The organism is Citrobacter telavivensis, assembly GCF_041807075.1.
GTDB classification, from domain to species: domain Bacteria; phylum Pseudomonadota; class Gammaproteobacteria; order Enterobacterales; family Enterobacteriaceae; genus Citrobacter_A; species Citrobacter_A telavivensis.
Map to the genome: position 1 here is coordinate 26,982 of NZ_JBGUBF010000007.1, position 15,065 is coordinate 42,046.

12 protein-coding genes are annotated in these 15,065 nt (G+C 56.0%); 4 read left to right on the forward strand and 8 right to left on the reverse strand.

Translation table 11 applies throughout. The annotated features are described in order from the left end of the window. Positions 1–37: 37 nt before the first annotated feature. A complete protein-coding gene (locus tag ACERJC_RS21115; RefSeq protein ID WP_373672427.1) occupies positions 38–889 on the forward strand; it encodes a helix-turn-helix transcriptional regulator in 852 nt (283 codons plus the stop codon). Here ACERJC_RS21115 and ACERJC_RS21120 read toward each other — a convergent pair. The 5 genes from ACERJC_RS21120 to ACERJC_RS21140 all read right to left on the reverse strand — a co-directional run bounded on the left by ACERJC_RS21120 (position 876) and on the right by ACERJC_RS21140 (position 6,015). Next, on the reverse strand, positions 876–1,232 hold the full coding sequence (locus ACERJC_RS21120; RefSeq protein ID WP_046493492.1) for a PTS fructose-like transporter subunit IIB: 357 nt from the start codon (positions 1,230–1,232) through the stop codon (positions 876–878). The two genes, ACERJC_RS21115 and ACERJC_RS21120, sit on opposite strands and share 14 nt — an antisense overlap. A 1-nt stretch (position 1,233) precedes the next feature. Beyond that, a complete protein-coding gene (locus ACERJC_RS21125) occupies positions 1,234–2,112 on the reverse strand; it encodes a [formate-C-acetyltransferase]-activating enzyme (RefSeq protein WP_373672428.1) in 879 nt (292 codons plus the stop codon). Next, complete coding sequence (locus tag ACERJC_RS21130; protein WP_373672429.1) at positions 2,078–4,375, reverse strand: formate C-acetyltransferase; 2,298 nt, start codon at positions 4,373–4,375, stop codon at positions 2,078–2,080. The genes ACERJC_RS21125 and ACERJC_RS21130 overlap by 35 nt, the downstream gene beginning before the upstream one ends. A 224-nt stretch (positions 4,376–4,599) precedes the next feature. Next, positions 4,600–4,920 carry a PTS fructose-like transporter subunit IIB gene (locus ACERJC_RS21135; RefSeq protein ID WP_371896188.1) on the reverse strand — a complete coding sequence of 107 codons (321 nt, stop codon included), beginning with the start codon at positions 4,918–4,920 and terminating at the stop codon, positions 4,600–4,602. 15 nt (positions 4,921–4,935) lie between these two features. Further along, positions 4,936–6,015, reverse strand: a complete 1,080-nt coding sequence (locus ACERJC_RS21140) for a PTS fructose transporter subunit EIIC (RefSeq protein ID WP_152401261.1) — start codon at positions 6,013–6,015, stop codon at positions 4,936–4,938. 308 nt (positions 6,016–6,323) lie between these two features. Between ACERJC_RS21140 and ptsP the strand changes: the two genes are divergently transcribed. Genes ptsP through gldA form a run of 3 tightly spaced genes read left to right on the forward strand, consistent with a single transcriptional unit; the run spans position 6,324 to position 10,615 of the window. Next, positions 6,324–8,825 (forward strand): phosphoenolpyruvate--protein phosphotransferase, encoded by a 2,502-nt coding sequence (gene ptsP, locus ACERJC_RS21145; protein WP_373672430.1) that lies wholly within the window; start codon positions 6,324–6,326, stop codon positions 8,823–8,825. Between the two features lie 11 nt (positions 8,826–8,836). Beyond that, on the forward strand, positions 8,837–9,499 hold the full coding sequence (gene fsa, locus ACERJC_RS21150) for a fructose-6-phosphate aldolase (RefSeq protein ID WP_373672431.1): 663 nt from the start codon (positions 8,837–8,839) through the stop codon (positions 9,497–9,499). A 12-nt stretch (positions 9,500–9,511) separates the two neighbouring features. Further along, the gene (gene gldA, locus ACERJC_RS21155; protein WP_373672432.1) at positions 9,512–10,615 is read left to right on the forward strand and encodes a bifunctional L-1,2-propanediol dehydrogenase/glycerol dehydrogenase; all 1,104 of its coding nucleotides are present in this window, start codon (positions 9,512–9,514) and stop codon (positions 10,613–10,615) included. A gap of 45 nt (positions 10,616–10,660) precedes the next feature. Here the strand turns inward: gldA and ACERJC_RS21160 are convergent, their stop codons facing one another. From ACERJC_RS21160 to metF, 3 genes are all read right to left on the reverse strand, one after another. Continuing rightward, a complete protein-coding gene (locus tag ACERJC_RS21160; protein ID WP_373672433.1) occupies positions 10,661–11,566 on the reverse strand; it encodes a DMT family transporter in 906 nt (301 codons plus the stop codon). Between the two features lie 108 nt (positions 11,567–11,674). Then, on the reverse strand, positions 11,675–13,855 hold the full coding sequence (gene katG / locus ACERJC_RS21165) for a catalase/peroxidase HPI (RefSeq protein ID WP_286632376.1): 2,181 nt from the start codon (positions 13,853–13,855) through the stop codon (positions 11,675–11,677). 166 nt (positions 13,856–14,021) lie between these two features. Next, a complete protein-coding gene (gene metF, locus ACERJC_RS21170) occupies positions 14,022–14,912 on the reverse strand; it encodes a methylenetetrahydrofolate reductase (RefSeq protein ID WP_046493473.1) in 891 nt (296 codons plus the stop codon). Positions 14,913–15,065: the final 153 nt, after the last annotated feature.

Here is a 15,065-nt window from a genome sequence, read left to right on the forward strand (position 1 = left end):
TTACTGTTTCCCTGTCTGCGCAACGCAAGGGATCATCATGTATCAAGACGTCAGCCATCTTCTTTCCCGCCTGATTCATGGCCCCTCGCCGCTGCGCCAGATTTTCTTCGCCAGTACGCTCACCCCCATCCCGGAACTGGCGTATCAGGTCGATTTTCCCCGTCTGGAAATCGTACTGGAAGGTGAACTGGCCGACGCCAGCCTTACCGATACGCTCACGCCTTGTGATGTGCTCTATGTACCGGCTGGCGGCTGGAACCTCCCGCAATGGCAAGTGCCCGTCATCACGCTCAGTATTCTGTTTGGCAAACAACAGCTGGGGTTCAGCGTTGTGCAATGGGACGGGAAAACATACCAGAACCTGGTCAAACAGCACGTGGCACGCCGTGGACCGCGTATCGGTTCCTTTCTGTTACAGACGCTCAATGAAATGCAGATGCAACCACAGGAGCAGCAGACAGCGCGGTTGATTGTCGCCAGCCTGCTCAGCCACTGTCGCGATCTGCTTGGCAGCCAGATTCAAACCGCCTCACGCAGTCAGGCGTTATTTGAGGCTATCCGCGACTACATTGACGAGCGTTACGCATCACCGCTTACCCGGGAGTCGGTGGCACAGGCGTTCTATATCTCACCGAACTATCTCTCGCACCTGTTTCAAAAAACCGGGGCCACCGGCTTTAACGAATACCTGAACCATATGCGACTGGAGCACGCAAAAGCATTGCTAAAAGGCTACGATCTGAAGATCAAAGAGGTGGCTCGCACCTGTGGATTTGTCGACAGTAACTACTTTTGCCGCCTGTTTCGTAAAAATACCGAACGCTCACCGTCAGAATATCGTCGTCAGTATCACAGCCAGCTAACGGAAAAGCAGATTACTCCAGAATAAGGTGGGTATATTGCGGAGCGGAAAGTAGCTTACGTACCGCGCTCATCACACGCTGCGGTTCGCGCAGAAAGGCGTTAATCCCGGACTGGACATAGCGGCACTGGGTAAAACGCTCCGCGCCCGCCAGATCGATATCGGTAATCAGCAGCACAGCATCCGCCCGGCGGATATCATCTTCAGTTAAGCGATTTTCCGTGCCGAGCGCCCCCTGCGTTTCGATCTTGATGGTCCACTTTTCCTGCTGGCACAACTTCTCCAGTCGTTCAGCCGCCATGTAGGTATGCGCCACGCCGCTTACGCAGGCCGTCACCGCGACCAGATATCGCCCTGTTGAAACGGACATATTACCCTCCTGTTGTGACCTGAAAGCCAACGTTCTCCGCCATCTCACGCACCTGGGCGACAACCTGCTCCGTCGGCGCAGGGACGTCCTTCATTGACCATTGCTGCCCAAGCAACCGGTATTTCGGTTCACCGTATAAATGAAACGGTAACAGGTGCAGTTGCTTTATACCAAGCGATAACAGCAACGTCAGCGCACGCTGTATATTCTCCTGCGTAAGCGTATAGCCGGGGATCAGCGGCAAGCGGGGGATCACGTTCACGCCCTCTTCCACCAGCATTTGCAGATTCGCCACCACGCGTGGCATGTTCATCGCCACAATCTCACGGGCCCGTTCTGGCTCCATTATCTTTAAATCGAACAGTACCTCATCACACGTTTTCGCCAGCGGCAGCAGGCGACGGGCGGGGGCATCGCCTGCCGTTTCAATCGCACAGTGCACACCCCAGCGCCGCAGACGTTGTAAGAACCGCGTGGCAAAGGCCGCCTGCATCAGCACTTCGCCGCCCGACAGCGTCACCCCACCGCCAGAGGTACGAAAGAAAACGTCATCTTTCATTACCTCACGTTCCAGTTCATCCAGGGTGATGTCGTGACCAATCCGCTCAAACGCCCCGGACGGGCATTCATCAGCATCACGCAGACACGGCGAACAGTGCAGGCATTTACTTTCCCGCCGCACCGTTTCAATCCGTGGCGAGATAGATTCCGGATTAGCGCACCACGGGCAGGTATGCGGGCAGCCTTTAAAAAAAACCACCGTGCGGATCCCCTGACCGTCATTCAGCGAATAGCGTTGAATATTGAAGATGCGCGCAACCTCCTCGTCGCGTGACTCCACAACCTCACAACTGATGCGCGGTGCGGCGAATGATGTCATCCTGGATCTCCTTCGACAGCTCGACAAAGAAGGCACTATACCCCGCCACGCGCACCACCAGCCCGGCGAAATCCTGGGGTCGCAGCTGTGCTTCCCGCAGCGTTTCGGCATTCACCACGTTAAACTGAATGTGCTGCAATTTTAGCTGGGTAAAGGCGCGCAAAAAATCACACAGCTTGCGTAATCCCGCCTCTCCTTCCAGCGTGGCGGGCGTGAACTTCACGTTCAGCAACGTCCCGTTGGACAGCAGCGTGTTATCCAGTTTACTGACCGATTTCAGCACCGCCGTCGGCCCCTGCATATCCTGTCCGAGCATCGGCGACAGGCCGCCATCTGCCAGTTGTTCTCCGGAAAAACGCCCGTCCGGCGTCGCCCCCACCACCGCCCCCAACGGAACGTGCGCGGAAACGGTATAAGAGCCCGGCGTAAACTGGCCGCCGCGCGGATTCTGGTATTTTTCCACCTCTTTGCAGTAATAACGCAGCAGTTCGGCGCTGATGTCGTCCACCTCATCAATGTCATTACCGTATTTCTGAAAGCGGTTGATGAGCCTCGCGCGGATCTTTTCCCCTTCCGGCGTGGCGAAGTTGGCCTTCAACACCGCAAGCAACGCGTCGAAACTGACGCGCTGCTGATCAAACACCAGTCCGTTCAGCGCATGCAGCGAGTCGCTCAGATTGGCGATACCAATACCCTGTACCCCAGAGAAATTATAGCGCGCGCCGCCGTCGGTGATGTCACATCCCTTCTCCAGACAGTCGCTGATAAACGAGGAGAGCAGCGGCACCGGCGCCCAGTCGCGATGACCGATATCACAAATATTGCTGCCTTCCACCATCAGCGTGATGTAGTGGCTGATTTTGGCGCGAATATGCGCCAGCAGTCCGTCCCAGGTCAGCTCGCGATTGCCTTCGTTCTCATAGAGGCTTATCTCCATAACCTTCAACAGGTTGAACATGGCGATATCGTGCAGGCCGTAGGTTCGGCCCGGAATCGATAACTCCACGCACCCCACCACCGCGTAATCACGCGCATCTTCCAGTGAGACGCCCCGGTTGAGGAATGCCGGGATCACCACTTCGTCATTAAAAATCTGCGGAATGCCGGTCCCCAGACGGATGGTTTCGGCGGTCTTCATCAGAAACGGCGTATCAATCAGCGCGTTCGTACGTACGCCCAGATTCGGCTGGGGTAACTGCACGCTCTGGTAGGCATCCAGACAGAGGAACGAAAGCACGTTTACTGCGCTGCGGCCATTTTCCGTCAGGCCGCCGAGTAGCGCGGTATACCCGGTCGGGAAGCCGGCGAAATAGCGCGCGCTGCTGGTCGAACGCAGAAGCACGATGTCGTTGCATTTCACCCACAGCGATTCGAGCAACTCTTTCAGGAATGCGGGGTCTTCCCCCTGCGTCAGCGACGCCTGATAAAATGGCAGCATGTACCGATCGAAACGGCCCAGCGACAGCGAGCTGGCGTTGGATTCGTACTGCAAAATGATATTCATGTACCAGAACAACTGGCACGCCTGCCAGAAAGTTTGCGGCTTATGCTGCACGTTATGCCGCGAGTTGGCGGCGATAGTCAGCAACTCCTGGCGACGCGTGGCGTCCGGGCAGCGTTCAGCCATGCTTTCCGCCAGTACGGCATAGCGCAGAATGTGGCTCTGCGATGCCTCCAGCAGTAGCAGCGCCGCCTGATAAAAGATGTTATCCGGCGTCTGCTGGCAGTGCACGCGCATCTGCTCGACCAGTTCACCCAGCCCGTGATTCAGCAGACGTGGATAATCAATGATGATATGTCCCTGTCCCTTATCCGTTTGGTTGATGCTAAAAATCTGGGTGCTGACGGCGGCTTTGACCTCATCCGTCATCTGACCGTTGATGAAATCCTTCATTGACCGTTTTTCCCAGTAAGGGAAAAGCACATCGCGATAGAGGCGTTTATCGTCTTCGCTGATATCGAAACGGTCCTGGGGACGGGTCGGAAACTGATCCAACTCCTTGAGCAGCCAGTACGGATCCATCTCCGGCGACATGATGCCCGCACGCGGCTTAACGGTACGGTTGCCGGCAATCAGTTCCTCATCACGAATCGAAATCGCGACATGCTCAAGGATATAAGCCGTCGCTTTCGCCCGACGTAAAATGACCGGTTCCCCTTCTGTCTGCTGATGGCTGGCGGTATACAACACAGCACGCTCAAGTGAGATTTCACGGTTATTTTTAAAAAGGGCGGTTTTGAGACGATGGATACGGTTGGTCATGAGGAACTCCTGTGGGGCCAAACCTATCAGGCTATCTTATTTGTCATTTTGAACCTGGGCAGTGCTCGTAACCCTCACGTACTCCGTGTACGCTCGGGTTCCTGCGCGCTGTCCGTGTTCAAACTGCCTGCAACGATGACGCCTGATGAGGTTGCCCCTTAAACTTAAAACTTGCTCTGATTCGTAGGCCGGATAAGCGAAGCGCCATCCGGCAAACAAAACGGTTACGCAGTCTGCGCCAGATGCGCGCCAATCTTGTTCATGATCGCGTCAGCGCGTTTCACCGCATCGCTGATGTTGACGCGTACGATGGTTTTGCCTGCAAAACGCTCTTCAAATTTGATACCGATATCTTTGGTCAGAATGACGATATCGGCCTGCGCCACATCGGCTGGCGAGAGTTCATTTTCCAGACCAATCGAGCCCTGCGTCTCAACTTTCACTTCCCAGCCTTTTGCTTTGGCTGCGCTTTCCAGCGCTTCAGCGGCCATATAAGTATGTGCAACACCTGAAGGACATGCGGTTACTGCAATAATTTTCGTCATGACGCCACTCCTCACTTAATTAATTTCAAAATCTAAATCCAGATCGTCTTCTTTCTCGTCGGTCTGAGAGACATTCTTGCGCGCCAGACTTTTCAGCACGTTCACACAGACAGCCGTCACCACCGCCCCCACCGCCACCGCGGCGACATAGCCCAGTTTGCCTTCAACCACCGGCAGAACGATCAGTCCGCCCCAACCGGCGTAACACTGCGCGCCGAACAGCGCCGCAGTGACCGCACCACAGGCCGAGCCCAGCATGATGGAAGGAATGACGCGCAGCGGGTCAGCGGCGGCGAAAGGAATCGCCCCTTCGGTCACGCCGACACAGCCCATCACCAGCGCCGCTTTACCGGCTTCGCGTTCTTCAGAAGAGAAGTTTTTACGCCCCACCAGCGTCGCCAGCCCTAAGCCCAGCGGCGGCACGCAGATCCCAACAGCCGCAATGGCCACCACGGTGTAAACCCCCTGCGCCACGCAAATCAGCATAAAGGCGTAGGCAACCTTGTTGATCGGGCCACCCATGTCAAAGGCCAGCATCAGCCCCATAATCACCGCCAACATCACGATGCTGCCCTGCTGCATACCCTGCAGCCACTGGGTCAGACTGGCGGTCAGTGCGCCAACGGGTTCGCCCAGCCCCCACATCATGATGCCCGCCGTGATAAAGGTCCCGACGATAGGAATCACGAAGATCGGCATCACGGAACGCAACACCTTATGAACCGGGATTTTTTTCAGGTAGTGCACAACGATGCCGCCGATAATCCCGGCAATCAGCGCCCCGAAGAACCCGGCGCCGAAGCTGTTGCCCACCCAGGCGCCAATCGCACACGGTGCCAGGGCAGAGCGTTCGGCAATGGAATAACCGATGTACGCCGCGAGGAAAGGGACCATCAGCGTCAGCCCGGCCACGCCGATATCAAACAGTTTTTTGAGATTCGGATCGGTCGCGGCATCAGGCACCGCGCCTTTGCCATACAGCATGACGGAGACTGCCAGTAATATGCCGCCCGCGACCACAAAGGGGATCATATGCGACACCCCCGTCATCAGATGCTGACGGGTGTTTTTCAGGATTTGTACCAACTCATTCATAAGTCGCTCCCGGGCACATGTTTGCCCATGTCCATAACGTTGTTGTGGAAAACAATAGGCAATCCGCAAGGGCGCAGACAGTGGATAAAAAGGCCATTTACTGGATTTTTGTAATGTCAGTACAAAAATGGGATCCGCCTCATAAGTTGAGAAATAGGAGGATTTATGGATATCACGTCGACTTGTGAACTATCTCCCACTTTTCGTCTTACATTACATTTGTCCAGTTTTTGGCAGAATTGTCACATGGCAGCGAACAACCAAGGCCTTTTATCCTGTAGGCAGAAAACCGTTATGGGAGAGAGGCAATGGCCCTGATTGTGGAATTTACCTGTGAGCTGCCCAATGGCGTTCATGCACGCCCGGCAAGCCATGTTGAGACACTGTGTAATACCTTTACTTCACACATTGAGTGGCACAACCTGCGAACCGATCGTAAAGGCAACGCCAAGAGCGCGCTGGCGCTGATTGGCACAGATACGCTGGCCGGCGACCATTGCCAGTTGCTGATTACCGGCGCGGATGAAGCCGATGCCCATCAACGCCTGAGCCAGTGGCTGCGCGACGAGTTTGCCCACTGCGATGCGCCGCTGGCTGAGGTCAACAACAGCGAATTAGAACCGCTACCGGCCTCGCTGACCCACCTGAATCCGCAGCTTTTCCGCGCCCGCAGCGTTTGCAGCGGCAGCGCGGGCGGCATCCTGACGCTTCTCTCTTCGCTGGATCTCAATGCGCTCGGCGAACTCCCTGCGGCAAGCGATGTGGAAAGCGAGCAGTCGGCGCTGGATCGCGGCTTGACGCTACTGGTGAAAAACATTGAATTTCGTTTGCTCGACAGCGACGGCGCCACCAGCGCTATTCTGGAAGCCCACCGTTCGCTGGCAGGCGATACCTCCCTGCGTCAGCATCTGCTGACGGGCGTTTCTTGCGGCTTAAGCTGCGCACAGGCGATTGTCGACAGCGCTAACCACTTCTGCGAAGAGTTTGTTCGTTCCAGCAGCAGCTATTTGCAGGAACGCGCGCTGGACGTGCGTGACGTCTGCTTCCAGTTGCTGCAACACATCTACGGCGAAAAACGCTTTCCGGCCCCCGGAAAACTGACCCAACCGAGCGTCTGCATGGCGGATGAATTGACGCCCAGCCAGTTCCTCGAACTGGACAAAACCTTCCTCAAAGGCCTGCTGCTGAAAAGTGGCGGTACCACCTCGCACACCGTGATCCTGGCTCGTTCATTCAACATTCCCACGCTGGTTGGCGTCGCGACTGATGCCTTAACCCCATGGCTGCAACAAGAGGTCTATATCGACGGCAATGCAGGGGCGGTGGTGGTCGCGCCTGACGAGCCGGTCAGCCGCTACTATCAGCAGGAAGCCCGCGTGCACGAGGCGCTGCGCGAGCAACAGCGCGTCTGGTTGACCCAGGAAGCGCGCACGGCTGATGGTATCCGAATGGAAGTTGCCGCCAACATCGCCCACTCCGTGGAAGCGCAGGCGGCATTCGGCAACGGTGCGGAGGCGGTCGGTCTGTTTCGCACCGAAATGCTGTATATGGACCGGATCAGCGCCCCAGGCGAGAACGAGCTGTACAACATTTTTTGCCAGGCGCTGGACTCCGCGCAGGGACGCAGCATTATTGTGCGCACGATGGATATCGGCGGCGATAAACCCGTTGATTACCTGAATATTCCCGCTGAAGCCAACCCGTTCCTCGGCTATCGCGCCGTGCGTATTTATGAAGAATACGCCGCGCTGTTTACCACTCAGCTCCGATCGATCCTGCGCGCCTCGGCGCACGGTAGCCTGAAAATCATGATCCCGATGATCTCCTCGATGGAAGAGATCCTGTGGGTTAAAGAGAAACTGGCGGAAGCCAAGCAGCAGCTGCGCAATGAGCAGATCCCGTTTGATGAGAAGATCCCGCTCGGCATTATGCTGGAAGTCCCGTCAGTAATGTTCATCATCGATCAGTGCTGTGAAGAGATTGATTTCTTTAGCATCGGCAGTAACGACCTGACGCAATACCTGCTGGCCGTTGACCGCGATAACGCCAAAGTCACCCGCCATTACAACAGCCTGAACCCGGCCTTCCTGCGCGCGCTGGATTTCGCGGTACAGGCAGTACACCGTCAGGGGAAATGGATCGGCCTGTGTGGCGAACTCGGGGCAAAAGGCTCCGTTCTGCCGCTGCTGGTCGGGCTGGGACTGGACGAAATCAGCATGAGCGCCCCCGCCATTCCTGCCGCCAAAGCGCGGATGGCACAGCTCGACAGTCGCGCTTGCCGACAGTTACTGAATCAGGCGATGGCCTGTCGCACGTCGCTGGAAGTGGAGCATCTGCTGGCGCAGTTCCGCATGACGCAGCAGGATGCCCCGCTGGTCACCGCCCAGTGCATCACCCTCGACAGCGACTGGCGCAGCAAAGAAGAGGTGATCAAAGGGATGACCGACAACCTGCTGCTCGCCAGTCGCTGCCGCTACCCTCGCAAACTGGAAGCCGATCTGTGGGCCCGCGAGGCGGTATTCTCCACCGGACTGGGCTTCAGTTTCGCCATTCCGCACAGCAAATCTGAGCATATTGAGCAGTCCACGATAAGCGTCGCGCGCCTGAAAGCCCCCGTACGCTGGGGAGATGATGAGGCGCAGTTCATCATCATGCTCACGCTCAACAAACACGCTGCGGGAGACCAGCATATGCGTATCTTCTCGCGCCTGGCCCGTCGCATTATGCATGAAGAATTTCGCAACGCGCTGGTGAACGCCGCGTCTGCAGACGCGATTGCCAACCTGCTGCAACATGAGCTTGAACTTTAAGAGGAAGCAAAATGGAACTGTATCTGGATAGCGCCAATGTGGCGGAAGTCGAACGTCTGGCCCGCATCTTCCCCATCGCCGGGGTAACAACCAACCCGAGCATTGTGGCGGCAAGCAAAGAATCTATCTGGGATGTCCTGCCGCGTCTGCAAAGGGTGATTGGCGAACACGGCATTCTGTTTGCCCAGACCATGAGCCGCGATGCGCAGGGAATGGTGAACGAAGCCAAACGTCTGAACAATGCCGTTCCGGGAATTGTGGTGAAAATCCCGGTGACCTCTGAAGGACTGGTTGCCATCAATCAGTTGAAAAAAGAGGGCATTGTTACACTGGGTACCGCTGTGTACAGCGCGTCTCAGGGACTGCTTGCCGCGCTGGCGGGGGCGAAATATGTCGCGCCTTACGTCAACCGCGTGGATGCCCAGGGCGGAGACGGTATCCGCACGGTACAGGAATTACAGACGCTGCTGGAACGGCATGCGCCGAAAAGCAAGGTGCTGGCCGCCAGTTTTAAAACCCCACGCCAGGCGCTGGATTGTCTGCTGGCGGGTTGTGAAGCGATCACCCTTCCTTTAGATGTAGCGCAACAAATGCTCGATACCCCTGCGGTACAGTCAGCTGTTGAGAAGTTTGAGCAAGACTGGAAAAACGCATTCGGTAACATCAACCTGTGAGGGAAATAACGTATGGATCGCATTATTCAATCACCTGGTAAGTACATCCAGGGTGCAGATGTCATCACTCGTCTTGGCGAATACCTCAAGCCGTTGGCCGAACGTTGGCTGGTTGTCGGCGATAAATTTGTTCTCGGTTTCGCCCAGGGCGAACTGGAAAAAAGCTTTAAAAACGCAGGACTGGCGCTGGAAGTTGCGCCATTTGGCGGTGAATGCTCGCAAAACGAGATCGACCGTTTGCGCAGCGTGGCGGAAAACGCGCAGTGCGGCGCCGTTCTCGGCATCGGCGGCGGTAAAACGCTGGATACCGCGAAAGCCCTTGCCCACTTTATGGACCTGCCTGTGGCGATCGCGCCGACCATCGCCTCAACCGATGCGCCATGCAGCGCCCTTTCTGTTATCTACACCGATGCCGGTGAATTTGACCGTTATCTGCTGCTACCGCATAACCCGCATATGGTGATTGTCGACACCAAAATCGTTGCCGGTGCCCCGGCGCGTCTGTTAGCCGCAGGGATTGGCGATGCGCTGGCGACCTGGTTTGAAGCGCGCGCGTGTTCACGCAGCGGCGCGATCACCATGGCAGGCGGCAAATGCACTCAGGCGGCACTGGCGCTGGCTGAACTGTGCTACAACACCCTGCTTGAAGAGGGTGAAAAAGCAATGCTGGCCGCCGAGCAGCACGTCGTCACCCCGGCGCTTGAGCGCGTAATTGAAGCTAATACCTATCTGAGCGGCGTCGGCTTTGAAAGCGGCGGTCTGGCCGCCGCACACGCGGTTCACAATGGTCTGACGGCAATCCCGGATGCGCACCACTATTATCACGGTGAAAAAGTGGCATTTGGTACGCTGACTCAGTTGGTTCTGGAAAACGCGCCGGTTGAAGAGATTGAGACCGTTGCCGCAGTTTGCCATTCCGTCGGTCTGCCGATTACACTGGCGCAACTGGATATCAAACAGGATATTCCGGCGAAGATGCGTATCGTGGCGGAAGCCGCCTGTGCGGAAGGCGAAACCATTCATAACATGCCTGGCGGCGCGACGCCGGATCAGGTTTATGCAGCGCTGTTGGTTGCCGACCAGTACGGTCAGCGCTATCTGCAAGAATGGGAATAAAACGCATAACACTCCCGGCATCTTCCGGGAGTGTTTCTTATGTTTTCAAGCCTGTTCAACTGTCTGTACTTCGCGCTTTTTCCGGCTGACAATCGCCAGCGCCAGGACAATCAGCACAATTCCCCCACCCTCGACAGGACCGGGTTTTTCGCCAAGCAGCCACCAGGAAAACAGAACGCCGCACACCGGAACCGCCAGGGTACTTAAGCTGGCAATACTGGCAGGCAGATTCCTCAACACAAACAGCCACAAACTCCAGGCCAGCGCTGTCGCCAGAATCGCGCTATAGGCCAGCGCCCAGAATACGATGGGCTGCCAGTCAACCACCGGTTGTGGAACCCACCAGGCCACCACACTCATCACCAGCGCGGCATACAACATCTGCCAGGCGGTTAACGACAATAAATCAATACGAGGATGGCGGGCATACATCCGTTTGGCGACGATGGCGCTCGCGCCCCAACTGACCCCGGAGAGGATCGCCAGCAACGCACTCTTCAGCGAGGCGTAATTCAGTTGCCACGGCTGCATCACCAGCAGTAAACCAATAGCCGCAATCATAATTGCCGCGTATTGCAAACGCCGTAGCCGTTCGCCCAGAAACAGCGCCGCCAGAATGACGACCCAGAATGGCATGGTATAGGTCAGAATCGCGACCTTTCCCGCCCCGCCGCTCATCAGCGCCCACTGCGCCAGCCCGATCATGCCGCAGGTCTGTAATAGCGCAATCGCCAGCGTGTATTTGAACGGCGTCGGGCGCAGACCGCGGCCGCGCAGGAGGAGGACGATGAATAATAGTAAGGTTCCGAAGATACAGCGTAATGCAGTGAAGTCGAACGCGCCGATATAGCTCGTGACCTGCTTCATAAAAATCCAGCTATAGCTCCAGATAAGGGTAAGTAAGATAAGACCACCGATTGCCAGTGGATTGCCCTTTCCTGAGACAGACATGATTAATCCAGTAGATTGACGTTTCCTGTGAACACTATACCCCTACGGATACACTTCAGCGACTGCAAGCAGTCGCTGAAGTGGGGTCAGATTACGTCAGAATCGGGATTACTGCAGGTCGAAGCGGTCCAGGTTCATCACTTTCACCCATGCCGCAACGAAGTCCTTCACGAACTTCACATGCGCATCGCTACCGGCATACACTTCCGCCAGAGCACGCAATACCGCATGAGAGCCAAAGACCAGGTCCGCACGGGAAGCGGTGTATTTCACTTCACCGGTCTGACGATCGCGGCCTTCAAACTGTTCGTTTGACTCATCAACCGGTTTCCATTCATGACGCATATCCAGCAGGTTGACGAAGAAGTCATTGCTGAGCACGCCCGGACGATCGGTAAAGACGCCATGCTTACTGCCATCGTAGTTCGCGCCAAGAACGCGCAGACCACCCACCAGCACGGTCATTTCCGGTGCAGTCAGGGTCAACTGCTGCGCTTTATCAATCAGCAGAGACTCTGTCGTTGCCGCGCCAGGTTCACCGCGATAGTTACGGAAACCATCAGCGATCGGTTTGAGCAGTTCAAACATCTCGACATCCGTCTGATCCTGGCGCGCGTCCACGCGACCTGGGGTGAACGGCACATGAATGCTGACACCTGCGGCGCTGGCGGCTTGTTCAACCCCGACGACACCGGCCAGAACGATGATATCGGCCAGCGAGGCTTTTGCAGAGTCGCGCTGGATTTTCTCCAGAACCGGCAGTACACGCGTGGCAATCGCATTGACATCCCAACCACGCTGCGGCGCTAATGCCAGACGCGCACCGTTCGCCCCGCCACGTTTATCACCACCGCGGAAAGTCGACGCAGATGCCCACGCGACGGACACCAGCTCGCCAACAGAGAGGCCAGACGCGGCAATCGCAGATTTCAGGCTCAGGATATCTTCTTCTGTCGGATTGAAGGTCGGTTGCGGCAGCGGATCCTGCCAAATCAGATCTTCTTTTGGCACTTCCGGTCCGATGTAACGCGCTTTCGGCCCCATATCACGGTGGGTCAATTTGAACCACGCACGGGCGAAGGCTTCGTTAAACGCCTGCGGATCGTTCAGGAAGCGACGGGAAATTTTTTCGAATTCCGGATCAAAGCGCAGCGTCAGGTCGGTGACCAGCATGGTGGGCTTGCGTTTTTTCGACGGGTCGAACGGATCGGGAATAATTTCTGGCGCATCAACCGCTTCAAACTGGATGGCGCCAGCCGGGCTACGCGTCTGTACCCACTCATATTTGAACAGGTTCTCGAAGAAGTAGTTGCTCCATTGGGTTGGGGTTTGCGTCCAGACCACTTCCAGTCCGGAGGTAATCGCATCCGCGCCCACACCGCTACCAAAATCGCTTTTCCAGCCTAAACCCTGGTTTTCGATCGGTGCCACTTCCGGGTCCGGACCGACATGTGTCGCCGGGCCTGCGCCGTGGGTTTTACCCAACGTGTGACCGCCTGCAATCAACGCGACGGTTTCTTCATCGTCCATCCCCATGTTGCCAAAGGTTGCACGAATTGCTGAGGCCGCAGAAAGCGGTTCACCGCTGGCGTTAGGGCCTTCCGGGTTAACGTAGATCAGCCCCATCTCGGTGGCGGCTAAAGGACGTTTTGCCAGCTCTTCCGGGTCACGGTGGGCAAGCCACGTTTTCTCATCGCCCCAGTTCACATCCAGATCCGGTTCCCAGACGTCCTCGCGACCCGCACCGAAACCAAAGGTACGGAAGCCCGAGTTTTCCAGCGCGACGTTACCCGCCAGAATAAACAAGTCTGCCCAGGAAATTTTTTGCCCGTATTTTTGCTTGATTGGCCACAACAGGCGACGCGCCTTGTCCAGGCTCACGTTATCCGGCCAGGAGTTCAGGGGAGCAAAACGCTGCTGTCCGCGACCCGCACCGCCGCGGCCATCAACGGAACGATAGGTACCTGCACCGTGCCAGGCCATGCGGATAAACAGACCGGCATAAGTTCCCCAGTCAGCAGGCCACCACGGTTGAGATTCGGTGAGAAGCGCTCTGAGATCGCCTTTCAGCGCGGAATAATCTAATTTGCTGAATTCTTTGCGGTAATCGAAATCTTCACCCAGCGGGTTTGAGCGACTGGAATGTTGGTTTAAAAGGTCGACGCGGAGCTGGTTAGGCCACCAGTCACGGCTGGTTGTTCCTGCTCCAGCGCTCTGGTCATGGCCGCCCTGATGAAAAGGACATTTTCCGGCGGACGTCGGGTTATGGATATCGTCTGGCGTGCTCATCTATATGCTCCCTTTACAGTGTTTACATTACGATATACACCTACAGAGATAAGATATAGTCGAAATAATCCACAGATTCGATAGCTGATACCTTTTATATTTTTAGTTACAGAGATGTAGATCAAAATGAGGTGTAAAAAAGCCCTCCGGGGAGGGCCGAGGCATTTTATACACCGGGTCTGACGCCCAGCGTGTGGCAAATCGCGTAGCTCATTTCAGCGCGGTTAAGTGTATAAAAATGAAAATCTTTTACCCCTTCCCGGCTTAAAATTTTCACCATGTCCATGGCGATATTTGCCCCCACCAGCTTGCGGGTTTCCGCATCGTCATCGAGGCCGTTAAACATTTGTGACATCCACGACGGAATGCGCACATTGGTCATATCAGCAAACTTCTTCGCCTGCTTAAAGTTCGAGACCGGCAGAATGCCAGGAATGATTTCCACATCGATGCCCGCAGAGACGCAGCGATCGCGAAAGCGCAGGTAGCTTTCGACATCAAAGAAAAATTGGGTGATGGCGCGATTCGCCCCGGCATCCACTTTACGCTTCAGGTTGAGCAAGTCCGCCTGCGCGCTTTTCGCTTCCGGGTGCACTTCCGGGTAAGCGGCGACGGAGATATCAAAGTCAGCCACCTCTTTGAGCAGGCTCACCAGATCGGCAGCATACATATCCGGCTTGCCGCTGCCCGCCGGCAGGTCGCCACGCAGCGCAACAATGTGGCGGATACCGTTGTTCCAGTAGTCCTGCGCGATAGTGCGCAGCTCATCGCGAGTCGCGTCAATACAGGTCAGGTGCGGTGCGGCTTCCAGACCCGTGCGATCTTTAATCCCTTTGATAATACTGTGCGTACGGTCGCGCTCGCCAGAGTTTGCGCCGTAGGTTACCGAAACAAACTTCGGCTTCAGGCTGCTCAGGCGATCGATGGAATTCCACAGGGTTTGCTCCATTTCACTGGTGCGCGGCGGGAAAAACTCGAACGAAACGTTAATCTGACCCTGGACTTCCGCCAGGCTCTGATTCAGGGCTTCCCGCTGGTTGGCGTGAAAAAAGCTCATACCTTACCTCATCAATCGCTTGTCATTATATGTTGTGTTGTGAACATCTATCCGTTTAGACGTCCAGATGTAAAAATGACGGAAAAGCACGATGACGTCAACTGAAAAATCATCGTTGATGGTGAGGAAAAGTCAGGGAAGATGAAAAAAATT